The 16,626-nt window shown below is 42.9% G+C and carries 13 protein-coding genes; 2 read left to right on the top strand and 11 right to left on the bottom strand.

What is annotated here, in order from left to right; all coding sequences use genetic code 11:
• Positions 1–73 precede the first annotated feature (73 nt).
• Together ACH9UM_RS02970 and ftsH are read right to left on the bottom strand one after the other, a co-directional pair.
• A complete protein-coding gene (locus ACH9UM_RS02970; RefSeq protein ID WP_009320713.1) occupies positions 74–592 on the bottom strand; it encodes a methylated-DNA--[protein]-cysteine S-methyltransferase in 519 nt (172 codons plus the stop codon).
• Between the two features lie 143 nt (positions 593–735).
• Positions 736–2,763, bottom strand: a complete 2,028-nt coding sequence (ftsH, locus tag ACH9UM_RS02965; RefSeq protein ID WP_009320715.1) for an ATP-dependent zinc metalloprotease FtsH — start codon at positions 2,761–2,763, stop codon at positions 736–738.
• A gap of 208 nt (positions 2,764–2,971) precedes the next feature.
• Between ftsH and ACH9UM_RS02960 the strand changes: the two genes are divergently transcribed.
• Positions 2,972–4,441 carry a DUF1846 domain-containing protein gene (locus ACH9UM_RS02960; protein WP_009242737.1) on the top strand — a complete coding sequence of 490 codons (1,470 nt, stop codon included), beginning with the start codon at positions 2,972–2,974 and terminating at the stop codon, positions 4,439–4,441.
• Between the two features lie 91 nt (positions 4,442–4,532).
• On the opposite strand, the gene ACH9UM_RS02955 is transcribed toward ACH9UM_RS02960, so the two are convergent.
• Complete coding sequence (locus ACH9UM_RS02955; RefSeq protein WP_009320718.1) at positions 4,533–5,468, bottom strand: tRNA-dihydrouridine synthase; 936 nt, start codon at positions 5,466–5,468, stop codon at positions 4,533–4,535.
• 150 nt (positions 5,469–5,618) lie between these two features.
• Here ACH9UM_RS02955 and ACH9UM_RS02950 point away from each other — a divergent pair, with 150 nt between their 5' ends.
• Positions 5,619–7,340, top strand: a complete 1,722-nt coding sequence (locus tag ACH9UM_RS02950) for an ABC transporter ATP-binding protein (protein ID WP_129794974.1) — start codon at positions 5,619–5,621, stop codon at positions 7,338–7,340.
• A gap of 76 nt (positions 7,341–7,416) precedes the next feature.
• On the opposite strand, the gene sigE is transcribed toward ACH9UM_RS02950, so the two are convergent.
• From sigE to ACH9UM_RS02910, 8 genes are all read right to left on the bottom strand, one after another.
• Complete coding sequence (gene sigE, locus ACH9UM_RS02945; RefSeq protein ID WP_004846508.1) at positions 7,417–8,157, bottom strand: RNA polymerase sporulation sigma factor SigE; 741 nt, start codon at positions 8,155–8,157, stop codon at positions 7,417–7,419.
• A 93-nt stretch (positions 8,158–8,250) separates the two neighbouring features.
• Positions 8,251–9,069, bottom strand: a complete 819-nt coding sequence (locus ACH9UM_RS02940; RefSeq protein ID WP_004846509.1) for a sigma-E processing peptidase SpoIIGA — start codon at positions 9,067–9,069, stop codon at positions 8,251–8,253.
• Between the two features lie 187 nt (positions 9,070–9,256).
• Positions 9,257–10,450, bottom strand: a complete 1,194-nt coding sequence (gene ftsZ, locus ACH9UM_RS02935; RefSeq protein WP_009242740.1) for a cell division protein FtsZ — start codon at positions 10,448–10,450, stop codon at positions 9,257–9,259.
• 159 nt (positions 10,451–10,609) lie between these two features.
• Positions 10,610–11,353 carry a cell division protein FtsQ/DivIB gene (locus ACH9UM_RS02930; protein WP_004846511.1) on the bottom strand — a complete coding sequence of 248 codons (744 nt, stop codon included), beginning with the start codon at positions 11,351–11,353 and terminating at the stop codon, positions 10,610–10,612.
• Positions 11,354–12,424: an FtsW/RodA/SpoVE family cell cycle protein gene (locus ACH9UM_RS02925; protein ID WP_004846512.1), complete on the bottom strand. Its 1,071-nt coding sequence runs from the start codon at positions 12,422–12,424 to the stop codon at positions 11,354–11,356. It abuts the gene before it with no gap.
• A gap of 49 nt (positions 12,425–12,473) precedes the next feature.
• Positions 12,474–13,838 (bottom strand): UDP-N-acetylmuramoyl-L-alanine--D-glutamate ligase, encoded by a 1,365-nt coding sequence (gene murD / locus ACH9UM_RS02920; protein WP_009321326.1) that lies wholly within the window; start codon positions 13,836–13,838, stop codon positions 12,474–12,476.
• Between the two features lie 2 nt (positions 13,839–13,840).
• Positions 13,841–14,797 (bottom strand): phospho-N-acetylmuramoyl-pentapeptide-transferase, encoded by a 957-nt coding sequence (mraY, locus tag ACH9UM_RS02915; RefSeq protein WP_004846514.1) that lies wholly within the window; start codon positions 14,795–14,797, stop codon positions 13,841–13,843.
• Positions 14,798–14,844: 47 nt separating this feature from the next.
• Complete coding sequence (locus tag ACH9UM_RS02910) at positions 14,845–16,590, bottom strand: penicillin-binding protein 2 (protein WP_004846515.1); 1,746 nt, start codon at positions 16,588–16,590, stop codon at positions 14,845–14,847.
• Positions 16,591–16,626 lie beyond the last annotated feature (36 nt).

The following is a 16,626-nucleotide window of genomic DNA, read 5'->3' as shown; positions in this document are numbered from 1 at the left end:
AAACTTTATTATACTTCCCATATATAAAAAAACAAGAAAAACTTATCTTTTATAAACATTCTCTTTCACTTTATCAAAAGGGATACTGCTCAGTGGCATTTTGGTTTTGTTCTATTTTTAAAAGCTCTGCTTTTCTCTCAATTCCGCCTGCATATCCTGTCAGATTTCCTTTTGCTCCGATCACTCTGTGACACGGAACGATCACCGACACAGGGTTGCGTCCGATAGCATTTCCAACCGCCTGACTCGACATCTTTGAAATCCCTCTGTCATGTGCGATCTGCTTTGCGATTGCGCCGTATGTCGTTGTCTCTCCATACGGGATCGTGCAAAGCATCTCCCACACACACATCTGAAAATCGGTTCCTTCCAAATGAATCGGTATTTGAAAGTCCGGTTCCACTCCTGAAAAATATATATCCAGCCATTTTTTCACACCCGAAAAAAGTGTTGTCTCTTTCTCCTCACTTTCCCGAATCAAACCTTGAACAGCATTTTTCTGTCCTTCAAACGCCAGTCCGGTCAGTCCGATCTCATCCGCTGTCAGCAATATCCTGCCAAGCGGCGATATATAACTGTTTCTGTATTCCATCCATTTTCCCTCTTATTCTCAAACTATCCGTTCCCGGAAATTCTTTTCTTCCAAAATTCCGAAAGATTCGACGGATTTTATGATTTCAAAAGAAAAAGGATCGCTCTCCGCTTTCTCTCAAACGGAAAACAACCCTTATTTCCTTATTTCATCGCAATTCTCCCACGCTCTTCTATACCGGATACCGCGCCTTCTTCAGGCTCGGAAATTCCTTTTACTTCTCTGAATATCTTCATAAATTCTTTTCCTGTGATCGTTTCTTTTTCAATGAGAAATTCCGCGATTTTATCAAGAGCTTCTCTGTTTTCGGAAAGAAGTTTCTTCGCCTCTGCGTACGCAGATTTCAGCATCTTCATTACTTCTTCGTCAATCTCTCCCGCTGTCGCCTCTCCACAGTTAAGAACCGCACGGCCGTCCAAATATTTGTTCTGGATCGATTCAAGCCCCATCAGTCCGAACCTGTCTGACATTCCATACTGCGTGATCATGGCACGGGCGATTTTCGTTGCCTGTTCAATATCATTTGACGCGCCTGTCGTTACTGTATCAAACACGATTTCTTCCGCCGCACGTCCTCCGAGCGCAACAACGATCATCGCTTCCAGTTCTTTCTTTGTATTTAAGAACTTCTCTTCTTCCGGAGTCTGCATCACATACCCCAGCGCGCCCATCGTTCTCGGAACGATCGTGATCTTCTGTACCGGCTCTGTATTTTTCTGAAGCGCTGTCACAAGGGCATGACCTACCTCATGATAAGAAACAATTTTCCGCTCTTCCTCGCTCATGATCCGGTCTTTCTTCTCTTTTCCGACAAGAACAACTTCAACCGCCTCAAACAAATCTTTTTGACTCACAACCTGCCTTCCGTGTTTTACTGCATTGATCGCCGCTTCATTGATCATATTCGCAAGGTCCGAACCAACTGCTCCGGATGTTGCAAGCGCGATTGCTTCCAAGTCCACGCTCTCATCCATCCGAACGTCTTTTGCATGTACTTTTAAAATATCGACACGGCCTTTCAGATCCGGCTTATCAACAATGATCCGTCTGTCAAACCGTCCCGGACGAAGAAGCGCAGGATCAAGAATCTCCGGACGGTTTGTTGCCGCCAGAATCAAAAGTCCCTTATTCGTATCAAATCCGTCCATCTCCGCCAAAAGCTGATTCAGAGTCTGCTCTCTCTCATCATTTCCGCCCATCGCCGTATCTCTTGTCTTTCCGATCGCATCGATCTCGTCGATAAACACAATACACGGAGCCGACTGCTGAGCCTGTTTGAACAGATCACGAACACGGGATGCTCCGACACCGACATACATTTCCACAAACGCAGAACCCGATAATGAGAAAAACGGAACTTTTGCCTCTCCCGCAACCGCCTTTGCCAAAAGTGTCTTTCCTGTTCCCGGCGGTCCTACAAGAAGCGCTCCTTTCGGAAGTTTCGCTCCGATCCCACTGTATTTTCCCGGATTATGAAGGAAATCAACGACTTCCTGAAGCGATTCTTTCGCTTCATCTTCTCCTGCCACATCCCGGAACGTCACTCCTGTTTCTTTTTCCATGTACATCTTCGCATTGCTCTTTCCAATGCCCATCATTCCGCCGCCCTTATTCATGCGCTTCATCATATATGTGAACAGCCACACCATGAGCAGAAGCGGCAGGATCACCGTGACAAACATTTCAAAAAACAACTGACCGATCGTATCCGGAATCTCACTTTGAAACTTAACCCCGGCACGGTCAAGTTTTGTCACAAGCGTATCATCGTCAACATATCCCGTATAAAAATCAGGCGCGTGTTCTTTCCCTTCTTTTTTTACGGAAGGCAGTTGGATACGCAATCTTTCCATCGCTTCTTCAAACGGACTGAGGCGTCCTTCTTTTTCCGCTTTCTCAACAGCTTTTTCCCGCGCTTCCTCACGGGCTTTGTCCGTTAATGTAATATAAATCTTTTCACTGTCTAACTTTACCTCTTTTACTTTATGTTCACTTACAAGTTTAAGAAATTTGTCATAACTGATCTCCCTTTGACTTGTATTGCCCATAGCAGAAAAGAATCCGATCAATACAAAAGCCACCAGCAGGGTCGTTATAAGCACAATGCCCAAACCCTGCCGGTTATTATTCGGATTATTTTTATTATTCTTCTTATTCTGGTTGTTATCCATCCTGTTCCTCCTAAAAATCTTCGGCGTCATTGCACAACGTGCATGACGTTATTACCATTATAAGTACAGCTTTTGCATAAATCAATAAAAAGATTATGAAAATATTGTAAAACAGTTAGATTTTATAGTATACTGAGTACGAAATGTGTCCTGCCGCTATTCTTTTGCATGCAGGATTAAAATGAACAAAAAAGTGGAGAAGAATAAAATGAGAATCGGTTTTGACAATGAAAAATATCTGAAAATGCAGTCCGAACATATCCGAAACCGGATCGGAAAATTTGGCAACAAGCTTTATCTTGAATTCGGAGGCAAACTGTTTGATGATTATCATGCGTCCCGTGTTCTTCCGGGATTTGCTCCTGACAGTAAACTCCGTCTTTTAAAAGAGTTGAGTTCTCAGGCAGAGATCGTTATCGTCATCAGCGCCAAAGACATTGAAAAAAATAAAATCCGCGGAGATCTGGGCATCACCTATGACACAGATGTTCTCCGTCTGATTCAGACATACAAGGATCAGGGATTATATGTAGGAAGTGTTACAATCACTCAATTTTCCGGTCAGGAAAGTGCCCTCCTGTTCAAAAACAGACTTGAAAAGCTGCATATTCCGGTATATCTTCATTATCTTATTCCCGGATATCCATCTAATATTCCGCTTATCATCAGCGACGAAGGTTATGGAAAAAATGATTATATCAAGACAAGCAGACCTCTTGTTATCGTCACTGCTCCCGGACCCGGAAGCGGCAAGATGGCAGCATGTCTTTCCCAGCTTTATCACGAGCATAAACGGGGCGTTCTTGCGGGATATGCAAAATTCGAGACGTTCCCTATATGGAATCTCCCGCTTAAGCATCCGGTTAACCTTGCATACGAAGCGGCAACTGCCGACTTAAACGACATAAACATGATCGACCCGTTCCATCTTGAAGCGTATGGAGAAACGACTGTCAACTATAACCGTGATGTTGAGATTTTCCCTGTATTAAATACAATCTTTGAAAAGATTTACGGAGAAAGTCCTTACAAGTCTCCTACTGATATGGGCGTCAACATGGCAGGAAACTGCATCTGCGACGACGAAGCCTGCCGTGAAGCTTCCAAACAAGAGATCATCCGCCGTTATTTTGATGCTCTGAACGCTCTTGCAAAGGGCAGCACTTCCGAGAAAGAAGCTCAGAAAATCGAACTTCTTATGAATATGGCAGGGATTACTGTCACAGACCGCAAAGTTGTAATCAAAGCTTTAGAGCGCGCCAAAGAGACAGACGGTCCCGCTGCCGCTCTTGAACTGCGTGACGGAAGGATCATCACCGGAAAAACAACCAATCTTCTCGGAGCAAGCGCGGCGCTTCTGTTAAATGTACTAAAAGTGCTTGCAGGTATCGATCACGAAACTCATATTATTTCTCCTGAATCGATCGAACCGATCCAAAAATTAAAAGTAGATTATTTAAAGAGCAAAAATCCACGGCTTCATACAGATGAAGTACTTATCGCCCTATCCGCAAGCGCGGCAACAAATCCGCAGGCACGCCTTGCCCTTTCCCAGCTTCCCGAACTTGCAGGATGCCAGGCGCACACATCTGTCATGCTGTCAGACGTAGACATTAAAATCTTTAAGAAACTGGAAGTGCAGCTCACTTCCGAAGCCGTATACGAGCACGCTTTATAAAATAACAAAGGGGAAGGATTACTCCTCCCCTCTTATTATCCTTATGTTACAGACAGCCGGATGTTTTTAGATCCGGCTGTTTTTTGTATTTCTATATTACTTCCTCATTCGCAAAAAGTTCCTCTATAATTTTTTCGTACACAGCACATTTTTCCGCTTTTTTGATCTTCTTTGCGTATGGTCTGCTATTAGTAAAAGAGGACGCCAAATAAAACCACAGTTCTTTCATCTTATACAAAACTGTTCTTTCACCGGACATTTCCTCGCAATATGCTTCATATAGCATATCATGAAAATGACGCATTTCCGCTTTATCCGCACCATCTCCGCCTTTTATCTTCCGGGCAATCGCCGGATCGGCGAGAACTCCCCTGCCGATCATTATACTCTCTACTTCCGGAAACTGTTCCGAAAGATTACGGACATCTTCTTCCGATGTAAGATCTCCGTTATAACATATTTTATGCCTTCCTGTGCCGAGCGCTTTTTCAAACACATCCATATGCGGAATATTTTTATAAAAATCTTTTTGTGTACGGGGATGAATGATCAGCTCTTTTATCGGATACTTATTATAAATATCCATAAGTTTCGGAAATTCCTCACCACTTTCTGTTCCGATCCGCGTTTTTACAGAAATATCGATCGGGCAATTTTGAAACACTTCTTCCAGAAAAAGATCCAAACGTTCCGGAAATGCTAAAAAGCCCGCTCCCCGCCCTTTCGTCACAACAGTTTTAGACGGACATCCTACATTCAGATTAATCTCTTTATACCCGTACTGTTCCAGCTTCTTTGCCGTCTGTACAAAGTCCTCTGCACAATTTGTCAATATCTGAGGAACAGCATGCATCCCCTTATTATGTTCCGGAAGAATATCTTTTTTCTCCCTCGCGCTGAAACGTCCCATTTGATTCGGCTTAATAAACGGAATAAAATACTTGTCAAACCCTCCAAAACACTTCTGTACGGCGCCGCGGTAAATCCATCCCGTAATTCCTTCCAATGGGGCAAGATATATATTCATATATAATAACTCTCCTTTAATCAATATATGACCTTTAGTAACAGTTCATCCCGCGACCTTTAGATTATTACAGCGCCCCTGCCTTGTCAAGAAAAATCTCATGTGCTAAGATAAGAACAGTATTTTTTACCAAAAAGGAGCATAACGTTTATGAATACATTACGGAAATTTATCACCTATTACTCACCGTACAAGACCGTCTTTTTTATCGACCTTCTTTGCGCTGCATTCATCAGCATTGTCGATCTTGCTTACCCGCAGATCCTGCGCGTGCTGACAAATACTTTGTTTACGAAAGACAGCAGTCTCATCCTTCATGCGCTCCCATTCATTGCAGCCGGACTTCTTTTCATGTATCTTATACAAAGTCTTTGCAAATATTATGTAAGTTACCAGGGACATATGATGGGCGCCTGCATGGAACGTGATATGCGCCGACAACTATTTGATCATTATGAAAAACTTTCTTTTTCTTATTACAGCAAAAATAATTCAGGACAGATGATGAGCAAACTCGTCTCCGATCTGTTTGACATTGCCGAATTTGCACATCACGGACCTGAGAACCTTTTTATTTCTGTCGTAAAGATCATCGGCTCTTTTATTTTCCTCTTTCTGATCAATGCGCGGCTCGCCCTGCCCCTTGCCATTATTGTTTTATGTATGTTCGTTTTTTCCATACGCCAAAACAAAAAAATGCAAGAAACATTTATGGATAACCGGAGAAAGATCGGAGATGTCAATGCAAGTCTCCAGGATACCCTTGCCGGAATCCGTGTTGTACAATCTTTCACAAATGAGGAAATAGAACGGAAAAAATTCCAGAAAAGCAATCACGCTTTTCTTCTCTCTAAAAAAGAGAATTATCACTGTATCGGAAGTTTTATGGGATGGAATCTTCTGTTTCAGGGGTTGATGTATTCAGTCACTCTTATCTATGGCGGATACCTTATCGCAAAAGGATTCATGAACGTCGGAGACCTTGCCATGTATGCACTTTATATCGGTATTTTCATCAGTCCGATCCAAATCCTCGTAGAACTTATTGAAATGATTCAAAAAGGTCTTGCCGGATTCCGCCGTTTTCTTGACGTCGTGGAAACAGAACCTGAAATCAAAGACGCTTCCGACGCAGAAGAATTAACAGATGTAAAAGGCCTCGTCCGCTATGAAAACGTATCTTTTCACTATGCTGATGACGATACGTCTGTCCTTTCTCACATATCTTTTGAAATTCCCGCCGGAAGATCAGTCGCTCTTGTCGGTCCGTCGGGAAGTGGAAAAACAACGATTTGTTCCCTTCTGCCACGTTTTTACGATGTGACAGGCGGCAGGATCACAATAGACGGAAAAGACGTCCGAACATTGACTTTAAAAAGTCTTCGAAGCCATATCGGCGTTGTACAACAAGACGTATATCTGTTTTCGGGAACGATTCGCGACAACATCGCCTACGGAAAACCGGACGCGTCGGATGAAGAGATCATAGATGCCGCAAAACGTGCAAATATTCACGATTTTATCAGCGAACTTCCCGATGGATATTCCACTTATGTAGGCGAGCGCGGAACCCGTCTCTCAGGAGGACAAAAACAAAGGATTTCTATTGCCCGTGTCTTCCTTAAGAACCCTCCGATCCTGATTCTTGACGAAGCTACCAGCGCTCTTGATAATGAAAGCGAACGGCGAATACAAAAAAGTCTCGAAGAACTTTCTAAAGACAGAACAACGATCACAATCGCACACCGCCTCTCTACAATCAAAAACGCCGATGAAATCATCGTCATCACAGAAGATGGCATTGCCGAGCGCGGAACTCACGGATCACTGCTTGATAAAAACGGACTTTACGCTCACTATTACCGCGCTTGATCTGTTTACTTTCCCGGATTATAAAAATAAATGTATGCTGCCGAAAACCGACTGCATACATTTATTTTTTCATCTATTATTCATATCTTACCATTTCCCTTTTTAATCTCTGCATGATCTTTTTTTCTAACCTCGATATGTATGACTGCGAAATCCCAAGCAGATCTGCGACTTCTTTTTGTGTTTTTTCTTTTCCATCCGGATTATCCAATCCAAATCGCATACTTACAATCAGCTTTTCTCTGCTGTTAAGTTTATTCAGAGCACGAATCAAAAGTTTTCTCTCCGCTTCATTTTCCAGATCTTTATAAATCGTATCTTCTTCCGTTCCCAAAATATCCGACAAAAGCAGCTCGTTTCCATCCCAGTCAACGTTCAAAGGTTCGTCGATGGACACCTCCATCTTTGTCTTGCTATTACGCCTTAAGTACATTAAAATTTCATTTTCAATACATCGGGATGCGTATGTTGCAAGTTTGATCTTTTTTGTCGGATTAAACGTATTGATTGCTTTGATCAAACCGATCGTTCCGATCGAAATCAAATCTTCAACGCCTACGCCTGTATTGTCAAATTTTTTCGCAATGTATACAACAAGCCGGAGATTGTGTTCTATTAATACTTTTTTTGCATCCTCTGCATACTCTGTTCCGAGCCGGTTAATCATCTCGCTTTCTCTCATCCCCTCAAGAGGCGGCGGAAGGACTTCCGTTCCTCCTATATAATGCACCTCTCTCCCGCTCCCGAAAATCAAGGTTTTCACATCAGGTACTACTCTTAACTTAAACCGCTGCGGAACAGCTACTTTCATCATCATGTCATATCCTCCTATATTCCCCTGTTTTAGTAATTTTAAGCGGCAGTAAATATAAACTGTCAAAGATATTAATCCATATTTTTTAACTCCCGCTTATAAAAAGATCCCCGGATTCAGGATCATTTCATATCGTTCTTTTTCCGAAAGAGTTCTTTCACTCATCCCGAGAAGCGGATTTTCTATCCATATGTCTTCATCCATGTGAATACACATTTTTTCAATCCGAAACACCTTCATCACTCCATCTCCCCCGATGCTGCTGTACGGAATCATATGAAAGCCTTTTTCCCATTCCGGATGTGTCGTAATAGACTCTGCCAATCGCGGATCAATAATATTGACCGGATCATCAGACGCAAAATCGCGGAGCTCATTTCCCGTATCTATAAGACCGATCACTTTCTTTACCCCAAGACTTGTATACAATGTTACTTCCGGAAGATTTTTCGTATTCTGTCTTATGCGCGATATAAACTTCCACATTCCCGTAAATGCAAAGTATCCGACTGCAAATACTGCGTAAAACACTCCGGCAAATTTCATATACGGACGAAACAGATTCGCAGCCCCTCCGAAGACAACTGCCGCTGCATACAGAACGATCAGCGTCCTCAAAAACCAGGCAGCCAGTTCTTTTTTACTTTGTTTTCTACCCTTTTTCAAAACATCTCCGCCAAGTCCCGCAAATATCATCACACTATTAATCCCAACGCCAAACAGAAGTGTTTTTATCGCCGGCATAAGCGGAAGCGCTATCACAACACAAGTCAAAAAACTGCCTGCTGCCCCTCCTGCAAGCATCCGCGCATAAGAATTCCTATACTGCATAACACGGTTTACAGCCATTAAAAGCAGACTGTCTAACATAAAATTTTCTAAAAAAAATACATCTATGTATAATTCATAGTACATAGTCCACCTTCTTTCTCTTCCGTAATTATGTAGTGCGGAATCTATTATATATTTAGAAACAGGAAAATTTTGTCATATATTGACATGTATCTGTAAATATATTTCGACAAAAAACAAAAAAACAGAATGGAACTCTTACATGAAATTCCATTCTGTCTTAAAATTCTATATTATTATACCGATTCGCTTATTTCTTAAAGAAATCCGGAATCTTAATAGACTGCTCTTTCACCGTACTGGATGGCGTACGCGGCTGTAAAGTCGGCATCGTACCTCCCTGCGGTCTGGCAGATGTCTGTGGTCTGGCCGCAGATACTCTGCTTCCATCATTGTCAAGACGACTTCTTACTGTCGATTCACCGGACGGAAGGATCGATCCGACTTTCTGCTGTCCTTCCAATCTCGCCTTTAATTTTGATGCGCTTCCGCCTACATTATGTAACCCGGTCGCAATAACAGTGATCGTACATTCATCTGACTTCGCGTCATCATACATAGCACCGAAAATAATACTTGCGCCTTCTCCTGCAAGTTCCTGTACATAATCAGCCGCATCAGAAGCATCCATAAGAGTAATATCTCCCGATACGTTAACGATAACATTCGACGCACCCTGAATCGTCGTCTCAAGCAGCGGACTCGCAACAGCTTCTTTTACCGCCTCAAGAGCCTTATCGTCTCCGCGTCCTGCACCGATACCGATATGAGCAATGCCTTTATCCTTCATAACTGTCTGAATATCCGCAAAGTCAAGGTTGATCAGTGACGGAACATTGATCAAATCTGTGATACCTTGAATACCCTGCTGAAGAACTTCATCAGCTTTCTTAAGAGCTTCCGGCATTGTTGTGCGTCTGTCAACAACCTCAAGAAGCTTGTCATTCGGAATTACGATAATCGTATCTACATTTTCTTTTAATTTATCAATTCCGCTCAATGCATTCTGCATTCTTGTTTTCGACTCAAAACGGAAAGGTTTTGTGACAACTCCGACTGTAAGAGCTCCCTGCTCTTTTGCAATACGTGCAATAACAGGTGCAGCACCTGTACCCGTTCCGCCGCCCATACCGCATGTTACGAACACCATGTCCGCACCTTTGAGCGCTGCCGAGATCTCTTCTGAACTTTCCTCTGCCGCTTTTTCTCCTACTTCCGGCTGTGCCCCTGCGCCGAGCCCTTTTGTAAGCTTCTCACCGATCTGCATTAATGTCGGTGCTTTACAAAGCTGCAGTGCCTGCTTATCTGTATTCACTGCGATAAATTCCACGCCCGCGATCTGTTCGTCAATCATCCGGTTTACTGCGTTGTTTCCGCCTCCACCGACTCCGACTACAATAATTCTTGCGGCCGCTTCTGATTCGTTGGTTTTAATTTCTAACAAGAGTACTTCCTCCTTCGTCGTCTTACTAATTTCTTATACATCCCTTAATATTGAACGATAGAATTCAATAAGTATATAATAAAGTCTTTTTAGCAAATAATCAATAGATTTTTTGCTATTTTTCTGAATTATTACACTTTTACAGATGATCCGCCGCCGCTATGCCGCCGGAACAAACGGAATCGACTCCGATTCGGCATCGTAATTCTCTAAATGCAGCACGCCCGCCTTTCCGGGATATAATTCAGTCAGTTTTTTAAGAATCGGTTCTACCTGTCTAAGCTTTTCTTCATAATTCCCGTTTCCAAGGCTGACCTGTACAATTTCAAAATATATCTGTACGCCTCCATCTGTACACCCCATCCTGTCAGGTGTGAGATTGTATTTTTTTAAATTTTTTGAAACTTCTACAATTTTTTCAAAAATACTGTCATCTTCCACCGGAAGTTTTTTCCCTATTTTAGCTTTTGCCGAATCAAACATAAGACCTTCGATATGAGGAACACCTTCGATTATTTTTTTTGTCCGCAATACTGCCGTTCCGGTTCTGTCAAAATAAAGATATGCACCGTCATAATCTACATATCCGGCCATTTCTTTTTCTTTCACTTTCACCTTCACCGTCCACGGATCTTTCAGTGAAATACTCAGACTTTCTACTCCTGACGGAAGATCGGCATCGGTAAAATTATATTTATACAGAACATACAGAGAATTTACCGAAAGCGGATCATTCTCAATCCATGTTGTGATCGTTCTCTCTCCGTAATAAGAATTTCCTTCCACTTTATATGACCTTGTGCGAAATAGAAATACCGCCGCAGCTGCCATAACGATCAAGACAGTAAGCACAACTAAAATAATCGGCCACACCTTTCTCTTTTTGTGTTTTTTTCTCTTCATCTATTCTGAACCTCCATACCGTAAACCTTCGTAATTCGATACGCTAAGCACAAGTCCCATCTCCAACAGAAGAAATACAACCGATGTACCTCCGTAACTGATAAACGGAAGCGTAATCCCTGTGTTTGGAATTGAATTTGTAACTACCGCGATGTTTAATATAACCTGGATCATCATATGCGCCATTGCCCCTGCCGCTATCAAAGCGCCAAGCAGATCCGACGCTTTTGTTGAAATCACAAAAAAACGCCAAATAAGAATCAAAAATAAAAGAATGATAAATCCTGCTCCGATCAATCCCAATTCTTCACAGATAATAGAAAAAATCATATCATTTTGAGCCTCTGGAAGAAATCCGAGTTTTTGTACACTGTTGCCTAATCCCCTTCCGAACAGACCTCCGCTGCCGATTGCATATAGTCCCTGCAGCGTCTGATACCCTTTTTCATATTGCTCCGGATGTCTCCAGATTGCCAGGCGTTCCAATCGATAACTTTCCATCGCCAGAAAAACCGTCATAAATCCTACGCCGATACTTCCCATCAATATAAAACGGACGTATTTCGGATCCGCTACAAAAATCAGAACAACCGCAATTCCGAGAATGATGATCGCAGTGCTTAAATTACTTGCTCCGACCAGACCTACGATCGGCAAAACCGGAATCATCATAAGTATCATTGTGCGAAAACGTTTCATCCGCTGTACATTTCTGCTCACAAGGCATGCAAGGAAAAAAATAACGGCTACTTTTGCAAACTCTGAAGGCTGAAAAGAAATCGGGCCCAAAGACAACCATCTTTTGGACCCGTTGTATTCATCCCCGAAAAATATAACAGCCACAGACAGAATGATCGACGTCACATATGCGGGAATCGCCAGCGGAACCCATTTATGATAATCAACGCGGGCGATAAGCGCCATACCAAACAGTCCTAGCAGTGTCGCAAACCCCTGCTTTTTCAAATAATGAAACGGATCGTGAAATTTCACCTGCCCATTGTAAGCGCTTGTGCTGTACAATATCACAAGCCCTGCGGCAACAAGAAGCAATACAACAAATATAAGCATCCCGTCATATCGTTTTTTCTTTTCAGAACGCGTCAATCAGCTCCACTCCTTATAGTTGGTCTACAAGTTCTTTGAATTTATCTCCACGTTCTTCATAATTTTTAAACATCCCCCAGCTTGCACACGCCGGCGATAAAAGCACCGCATCGCCCGGCTTCGCATATTTCACGCACTGTTCAAACGCCTCCTCAAAGGTATCTGCCATAATAATATCGTCAAATCCGTTTGCATGAGCGCTTTGCGCGATCTTCTCTCTCGTTGCGCCAAGCAGAACAAGTTTTCTCACTTTCCCGTCAAACGCCTTGATCCACTCATCATATTCGGAATCTTTGTCGTAACCTCCCCCGATCAGTATGGTAGGACGGTTCATGGCCTGAATCCCTTTGATCGCTGCGTCCGGATTTGTTCCTTTCGAGTCATTATAATAAAGGACACCTCTTTTTTCTGCCACAAACTCAATTCGATGTTCCACTCCGGGAAATGTCAGAAGATTTTTGCGGATCACCTCGATCGGAACACCATATGCATACGCCATTGCAGAAGCAGCCATCACATTTTCATAATTGTGTGTTCCGAGAATCTTCAGTTCACTGACATCGCAAAGCTCGACCGGAACATCTGCCGCGCAAATGATTTTTGTTCCATCAAGATATATCCCTTTTTCCAGTTTACGCGCACTGCTGAAATATAGAACTTGCGCTGCCGTTTTTTCTCCGAATTTCTGAAGTTCATCATCCTCATAATTCAATACGCACACATCTGCTTTTGTCTGATTTTCAGCAATACGCTCTTTCGCTTCGATATATGCCTCCATTGTATGATGACGATTCAAATGATCGGGAGTAATATTCAAAATCGCGCTTACTTTCGGATGAAATGTATGTATTGTCTCAAGCTGGAAACTGCTTATTTCCGCTACAATTACCGCGTCGTCCGTCGTTTCTTGTGCAACGCTTGTATACGGAGTTCCTATATTTCCTACAATATAAGCATGTTCTTTATAGTCCTGCATGATCTGTCCCAAAAGGGCTGTCGTCGTCGTTTTCCCGTTTGTTCCTGTAATTGCAAGAACGTCTCCTTTTCCAAACACATATGCAAGTTCGATCTCTCCCCAGATCGGGATGCTCTTTTCACGCATTTTTTCAACGATCGGAAGATCCGTCGGCACTCCCGGACTCATCACTACAAATGAAAGCTCTTCTATAATCTCTTCCGGAAATGTTCCGAGCACTATACTGAATTGCCCGTTTTCTTTTTTAGTTTCTAAAATTTTAGCTTCAATCTCATCGGCGCACAGTTTTTCATTTCCATCATACAAAACAACCTCCGCGCCTTTTTCGAGCAAAAGCCTGCATGATCCTTCTCCACTGATACCCGAACCGAAGACGAGCACTTTTTTTCCTCTTATATCCATTTTTATACCCCCATCAGCGCAATGAGGCAAAGCAACGCCGTTATGATAGAAAATACAGCTACCACTCTCGTTTCAGACCATCCGCATAATTCAAAATGATGGTGGATCGGCGCCATTTTAAAAAACCTCTTTCCGCCTGTTTTCTTAAAATAAGTAACCTGAATCATGACCGAAGCCACTTCCACAAGGTAAATAATTCCAACGATCAGGATAAACAAAGGCATCTGCATCATATAAGCCGTGCCTGCCACAAATCCTCCAAGAGCCAAAGACCCTGTATCTCCCATAAACACACTTGCCGGATATACGTTAAACAGTAAAAATCCAAGCAGCGCCCCGACTACAGCACAGGTGACAGGTTCGATCCCGCTTTTCGTTCCGATCGCCACAACTGTAAAAAATGTTGCGACAAGAACGGTCACACTGGAAGCAAGGCCATCCAGTCCATCTGTAAAGTTTGTTCCGTTGACTGTTCCGATCACTGCCACAAACAAAAGCGGAACTGCCATCCAGCCGATATCAAGATAATATCCGTTAGAGAACGGCACAAGCATCGTAAGCGGAATATCCGCCACTTTCACGAGATAGAATGCAAACACAGCCGTTACAATAATCTGCAGAGCCATTTTCTGCATCGGCATCAGTCCATCCGAACGTTTCAACACAACTTTAAGATAATCATCAAGAAATCCGATCAAACCAAACGCCACTGTAAGGAATAAAACCGGAATGATCTTCGGATAATCTTTCACATAGAACAGGGATGTCACAATAACAGCCGCAAGAATAATAATGCCGCCCATCGTCGGAGTTCCCGCTTTTTTCAAATGAGACTGAACGCCTTCTACACGCTCCGTCTGCTTCATTTTCAGTTTCCGCAAAAAAGGAATCACAATCGGTCCGAGCACAAGACTTACCGCAAATGCCGCAAGAACCGGAATCACTACATGACTACTCATAAATCCACCTCTTCATCTCTTTTATCTCATAAAGTATAAACCATCCATTACTTTTTTTCAATCCCGAGATAGGGGAGCACATTATCATATATGTCCCGAAGCACCGGGGCAGCGATCGTTCCGCCGTAATAAATTCCCTGAGGATCATGGATGATGACCATTCCGAGAATCTGAGGATCGTCCGCCGGAGCAAATCCTATAAACGAAGAAATATATTTTCCGGCGCTTCTTGGAAGCGTTTGAGACGTCGCCGTCTTTCCCCCGATAGAATATCCTTCAAGATACGCGTTTTTTCCCGATCCTTCGGAAACAACTTTCTCCAGAAGTTCTTGCATTGTCTCCGATGTTTTCTCCGAAACAATCCCTTCTTTTTCCCCATACTTAAACGTCTTGACCGTTTTCCCTTTCTTATCTAAGACCGACACGCCAAGATGCGGCGTTACACGCCTGCCGCCATTTACCATCGAACTGACCGTCACCGCCATCTGGATCGGCGTAATCTGAAATGATTGACCAAACGTCATTGTGGCCAGTTCTACCGCTTTAATATCTTCTCTTTTATGCATAATCGTCCCCGCTTCTCCGGGAAGATCGATGTTCGTCAGGCTCATCAGACCAAACTGTTCAAAATAGTCGCAAAACCTCTCTGATCCCAGTCTAAGTCCGATATCCATAAATACCGGATTACACGAATTTTCAATCCCTTGCACAAAAGTTTCCGTTCCATGCCCTCCTACTTTATGACACCGGATTTTCCTGTCTTCTACGATCCGATACCCCGGGCAGGAGAAAGTATCGTCTAAAGAGACGACGCCTTCTTCAAGACAAGCCGCCGACGTAATGATCTTAAAAGTAGATCCCGGCTCATACGTATCGTTAATGCAGCGGTTTCTCCACATCTGATTCAGTCTGTTCTGACGTTCTTCATCTGTCATCTGATCTTCCGTTTTGTCATTCAAACGATAAGGTTCATTCAAATTAAATTCAGGCACATTTACCATAGCATAAATTTCTCCGTTCTGCGGATTCATCAGCAAGACCGATACCCCTTCTGCCTGCTTTTCCTCCAGCACCTTTTCGGCCGCCTGCTCACAATACGACTGGATATTGTAATCAAGACTTGTTTTTAATGTATTTCCGGCAACCGGTTCAATCCGGTCCTCCGCAACTCCTTCCAACTCTATTCCTCTGGCATCTGTAACCGTCAGTATCTTCCCATTTGTTCCTTTTAATACGTCTTCATATTTCACCTCAAGACCGATGATCCCCTGATTGTCGCTCCCTGTAAATCCAAGCACTCTTGACGCAAGCCGGTCATATGGGTAGTATCTTTTGAAATCTTCATCCACTTTTACTCCCGGCAGATTATACTCACGGATACGGTCGCCTGTCTTTTTGTCAACATTCGTCTTTATTTTTTCCATAGAAGATACTTTCTCTACCTTTTTCAAAACATCCTCCCTGTCAAGTTCCAACTCTTTACTGAGCATGTCTGCCGTCTGCTGCGGATCTTTTATCTGACTGTGAATAACCGAAATCGTACACACCGTCCTGTTTGTCGCAAGAACAACTCCGTTTCTGTCTACGATCTCCCCTCTGGCCGCTTTGATCTCCCTCTCCCTTTCATGCAGTTCCTCCGCCATGTTCTGATAATACTCCGCATCAAATATCATAAGATAAACAAGTCTGCCTATCAGACAAAAAAGCACGAAAGCCGCACATAAAAAAACGACAAGTACTTTTCTCTTATTATAAGTTTTATTTTTTATTCTTTCCTCTATTTTGTTTCTCATAACAAAAAATCCCCACAGAAGATATTTTTACAGTTT

The organism is Mediterraneibacter torques, assembly GCF_044591705.1.
Lineage (GTDB): Bacteria > Bacillota > Clostridia > Lachnospirales > Lachnospiraceae > Mediterraneibacter > Mediterraneibacter torques.
This window is presented reverse-complemented; position numbering and strand designations above follow the sequence as displayed.

What these genes read in the sequence shown, in the direction of transcription:
- ACH9UM_RS02970 (WP_009320713.1), bottom strand. Translation starts at nt 592, where the DNA reads ATGGAATACAGAAACAGTTATATATCGCCGCTTGGCAGGATATTGCTG.
- ftsH (WP_009320715.1), bottom strand. Translation starts at nt 2,763, where the DNA reads ATGGATAACAACCAGAATAAGAAGAATAATAAAAATAATCCGAATAAT.
- ACH9UM_RS02960 (WP_009242737.1), top strand. Translation starts at nt 2,972, where the DNA reads ATGAGAATCGGTTTTGACAATGAAAAATATCTGAAAATGCAGTCCGAA.
- ACH9UM_RS02955 (WP_009320718.1), bottom strand. Translation starts at nt 5,468, where the DNA reads ATGAATATATATCTTGCCCCATTGGAAGGAATTACGGGATGGATTTAC.
- ACH9UM_RS02950 (WP_129794974.1), top strand. Translation starts at nt 5,619, where the DNA reads ATGAATACATTACGGAAATTTATCACCTATTACTCACCGTACAAGACC.
- sigE (WP_004846508.1), bottom strand. Translation starts at nt 8,157, where the DNA reads ATGATGATGAAAGTAGCTGTTCCGCAGCGGTTTAAGTTAAGAGTAGTA.
- ACH9UM_RS02940 (WP_004846509.1), bottom strand. Translation starts at nt 9,069, where the DNA reads ATGTACTATGAATTATACATAGATGTATTTTTTTTAGAAAATTTTATG.
- ACH9UM_RS02930 (WP_004846511.1), bottom strand. Translation starts at nt 11,353, where the DNA reads ATGAAGAGAAAAAAACACAAAAAGAGAAAGGTGTGGCCGATTATTTTA.
- ACH9UM_RS02925 (WP_004846512.1), bottom strand. Translation starts at nt 12,424, where the DNA reads ATGCTTATATTTGTTGTATTGCTTCTTGTTGCCGCAGGGCTTGTGATA.
- murD (WP_009321326.1), bottom strand. Translation starts at nt 13,838, where the DNA reads ATGGATATAAGAGGAAAAAAAGTGCTCGTCTTCGGTTCGGGTATCAGT.
- mraY (WP_004846514.1), bottom strand. Translation starts at nt 14,797, where the DNA reads ATGAGTAGTCATGTAGTGATTCCGGTTCTTGCGGCATTTGCGGTAAGT.
- ACH9UM_RS02910 (WP_004846515.1), bottom strand. Translation starts at nt 16,590, where the DNA reads ATGAGAAACAAAATAGAGGAAAGAATAAAAAATAAAACTTATAATAAG.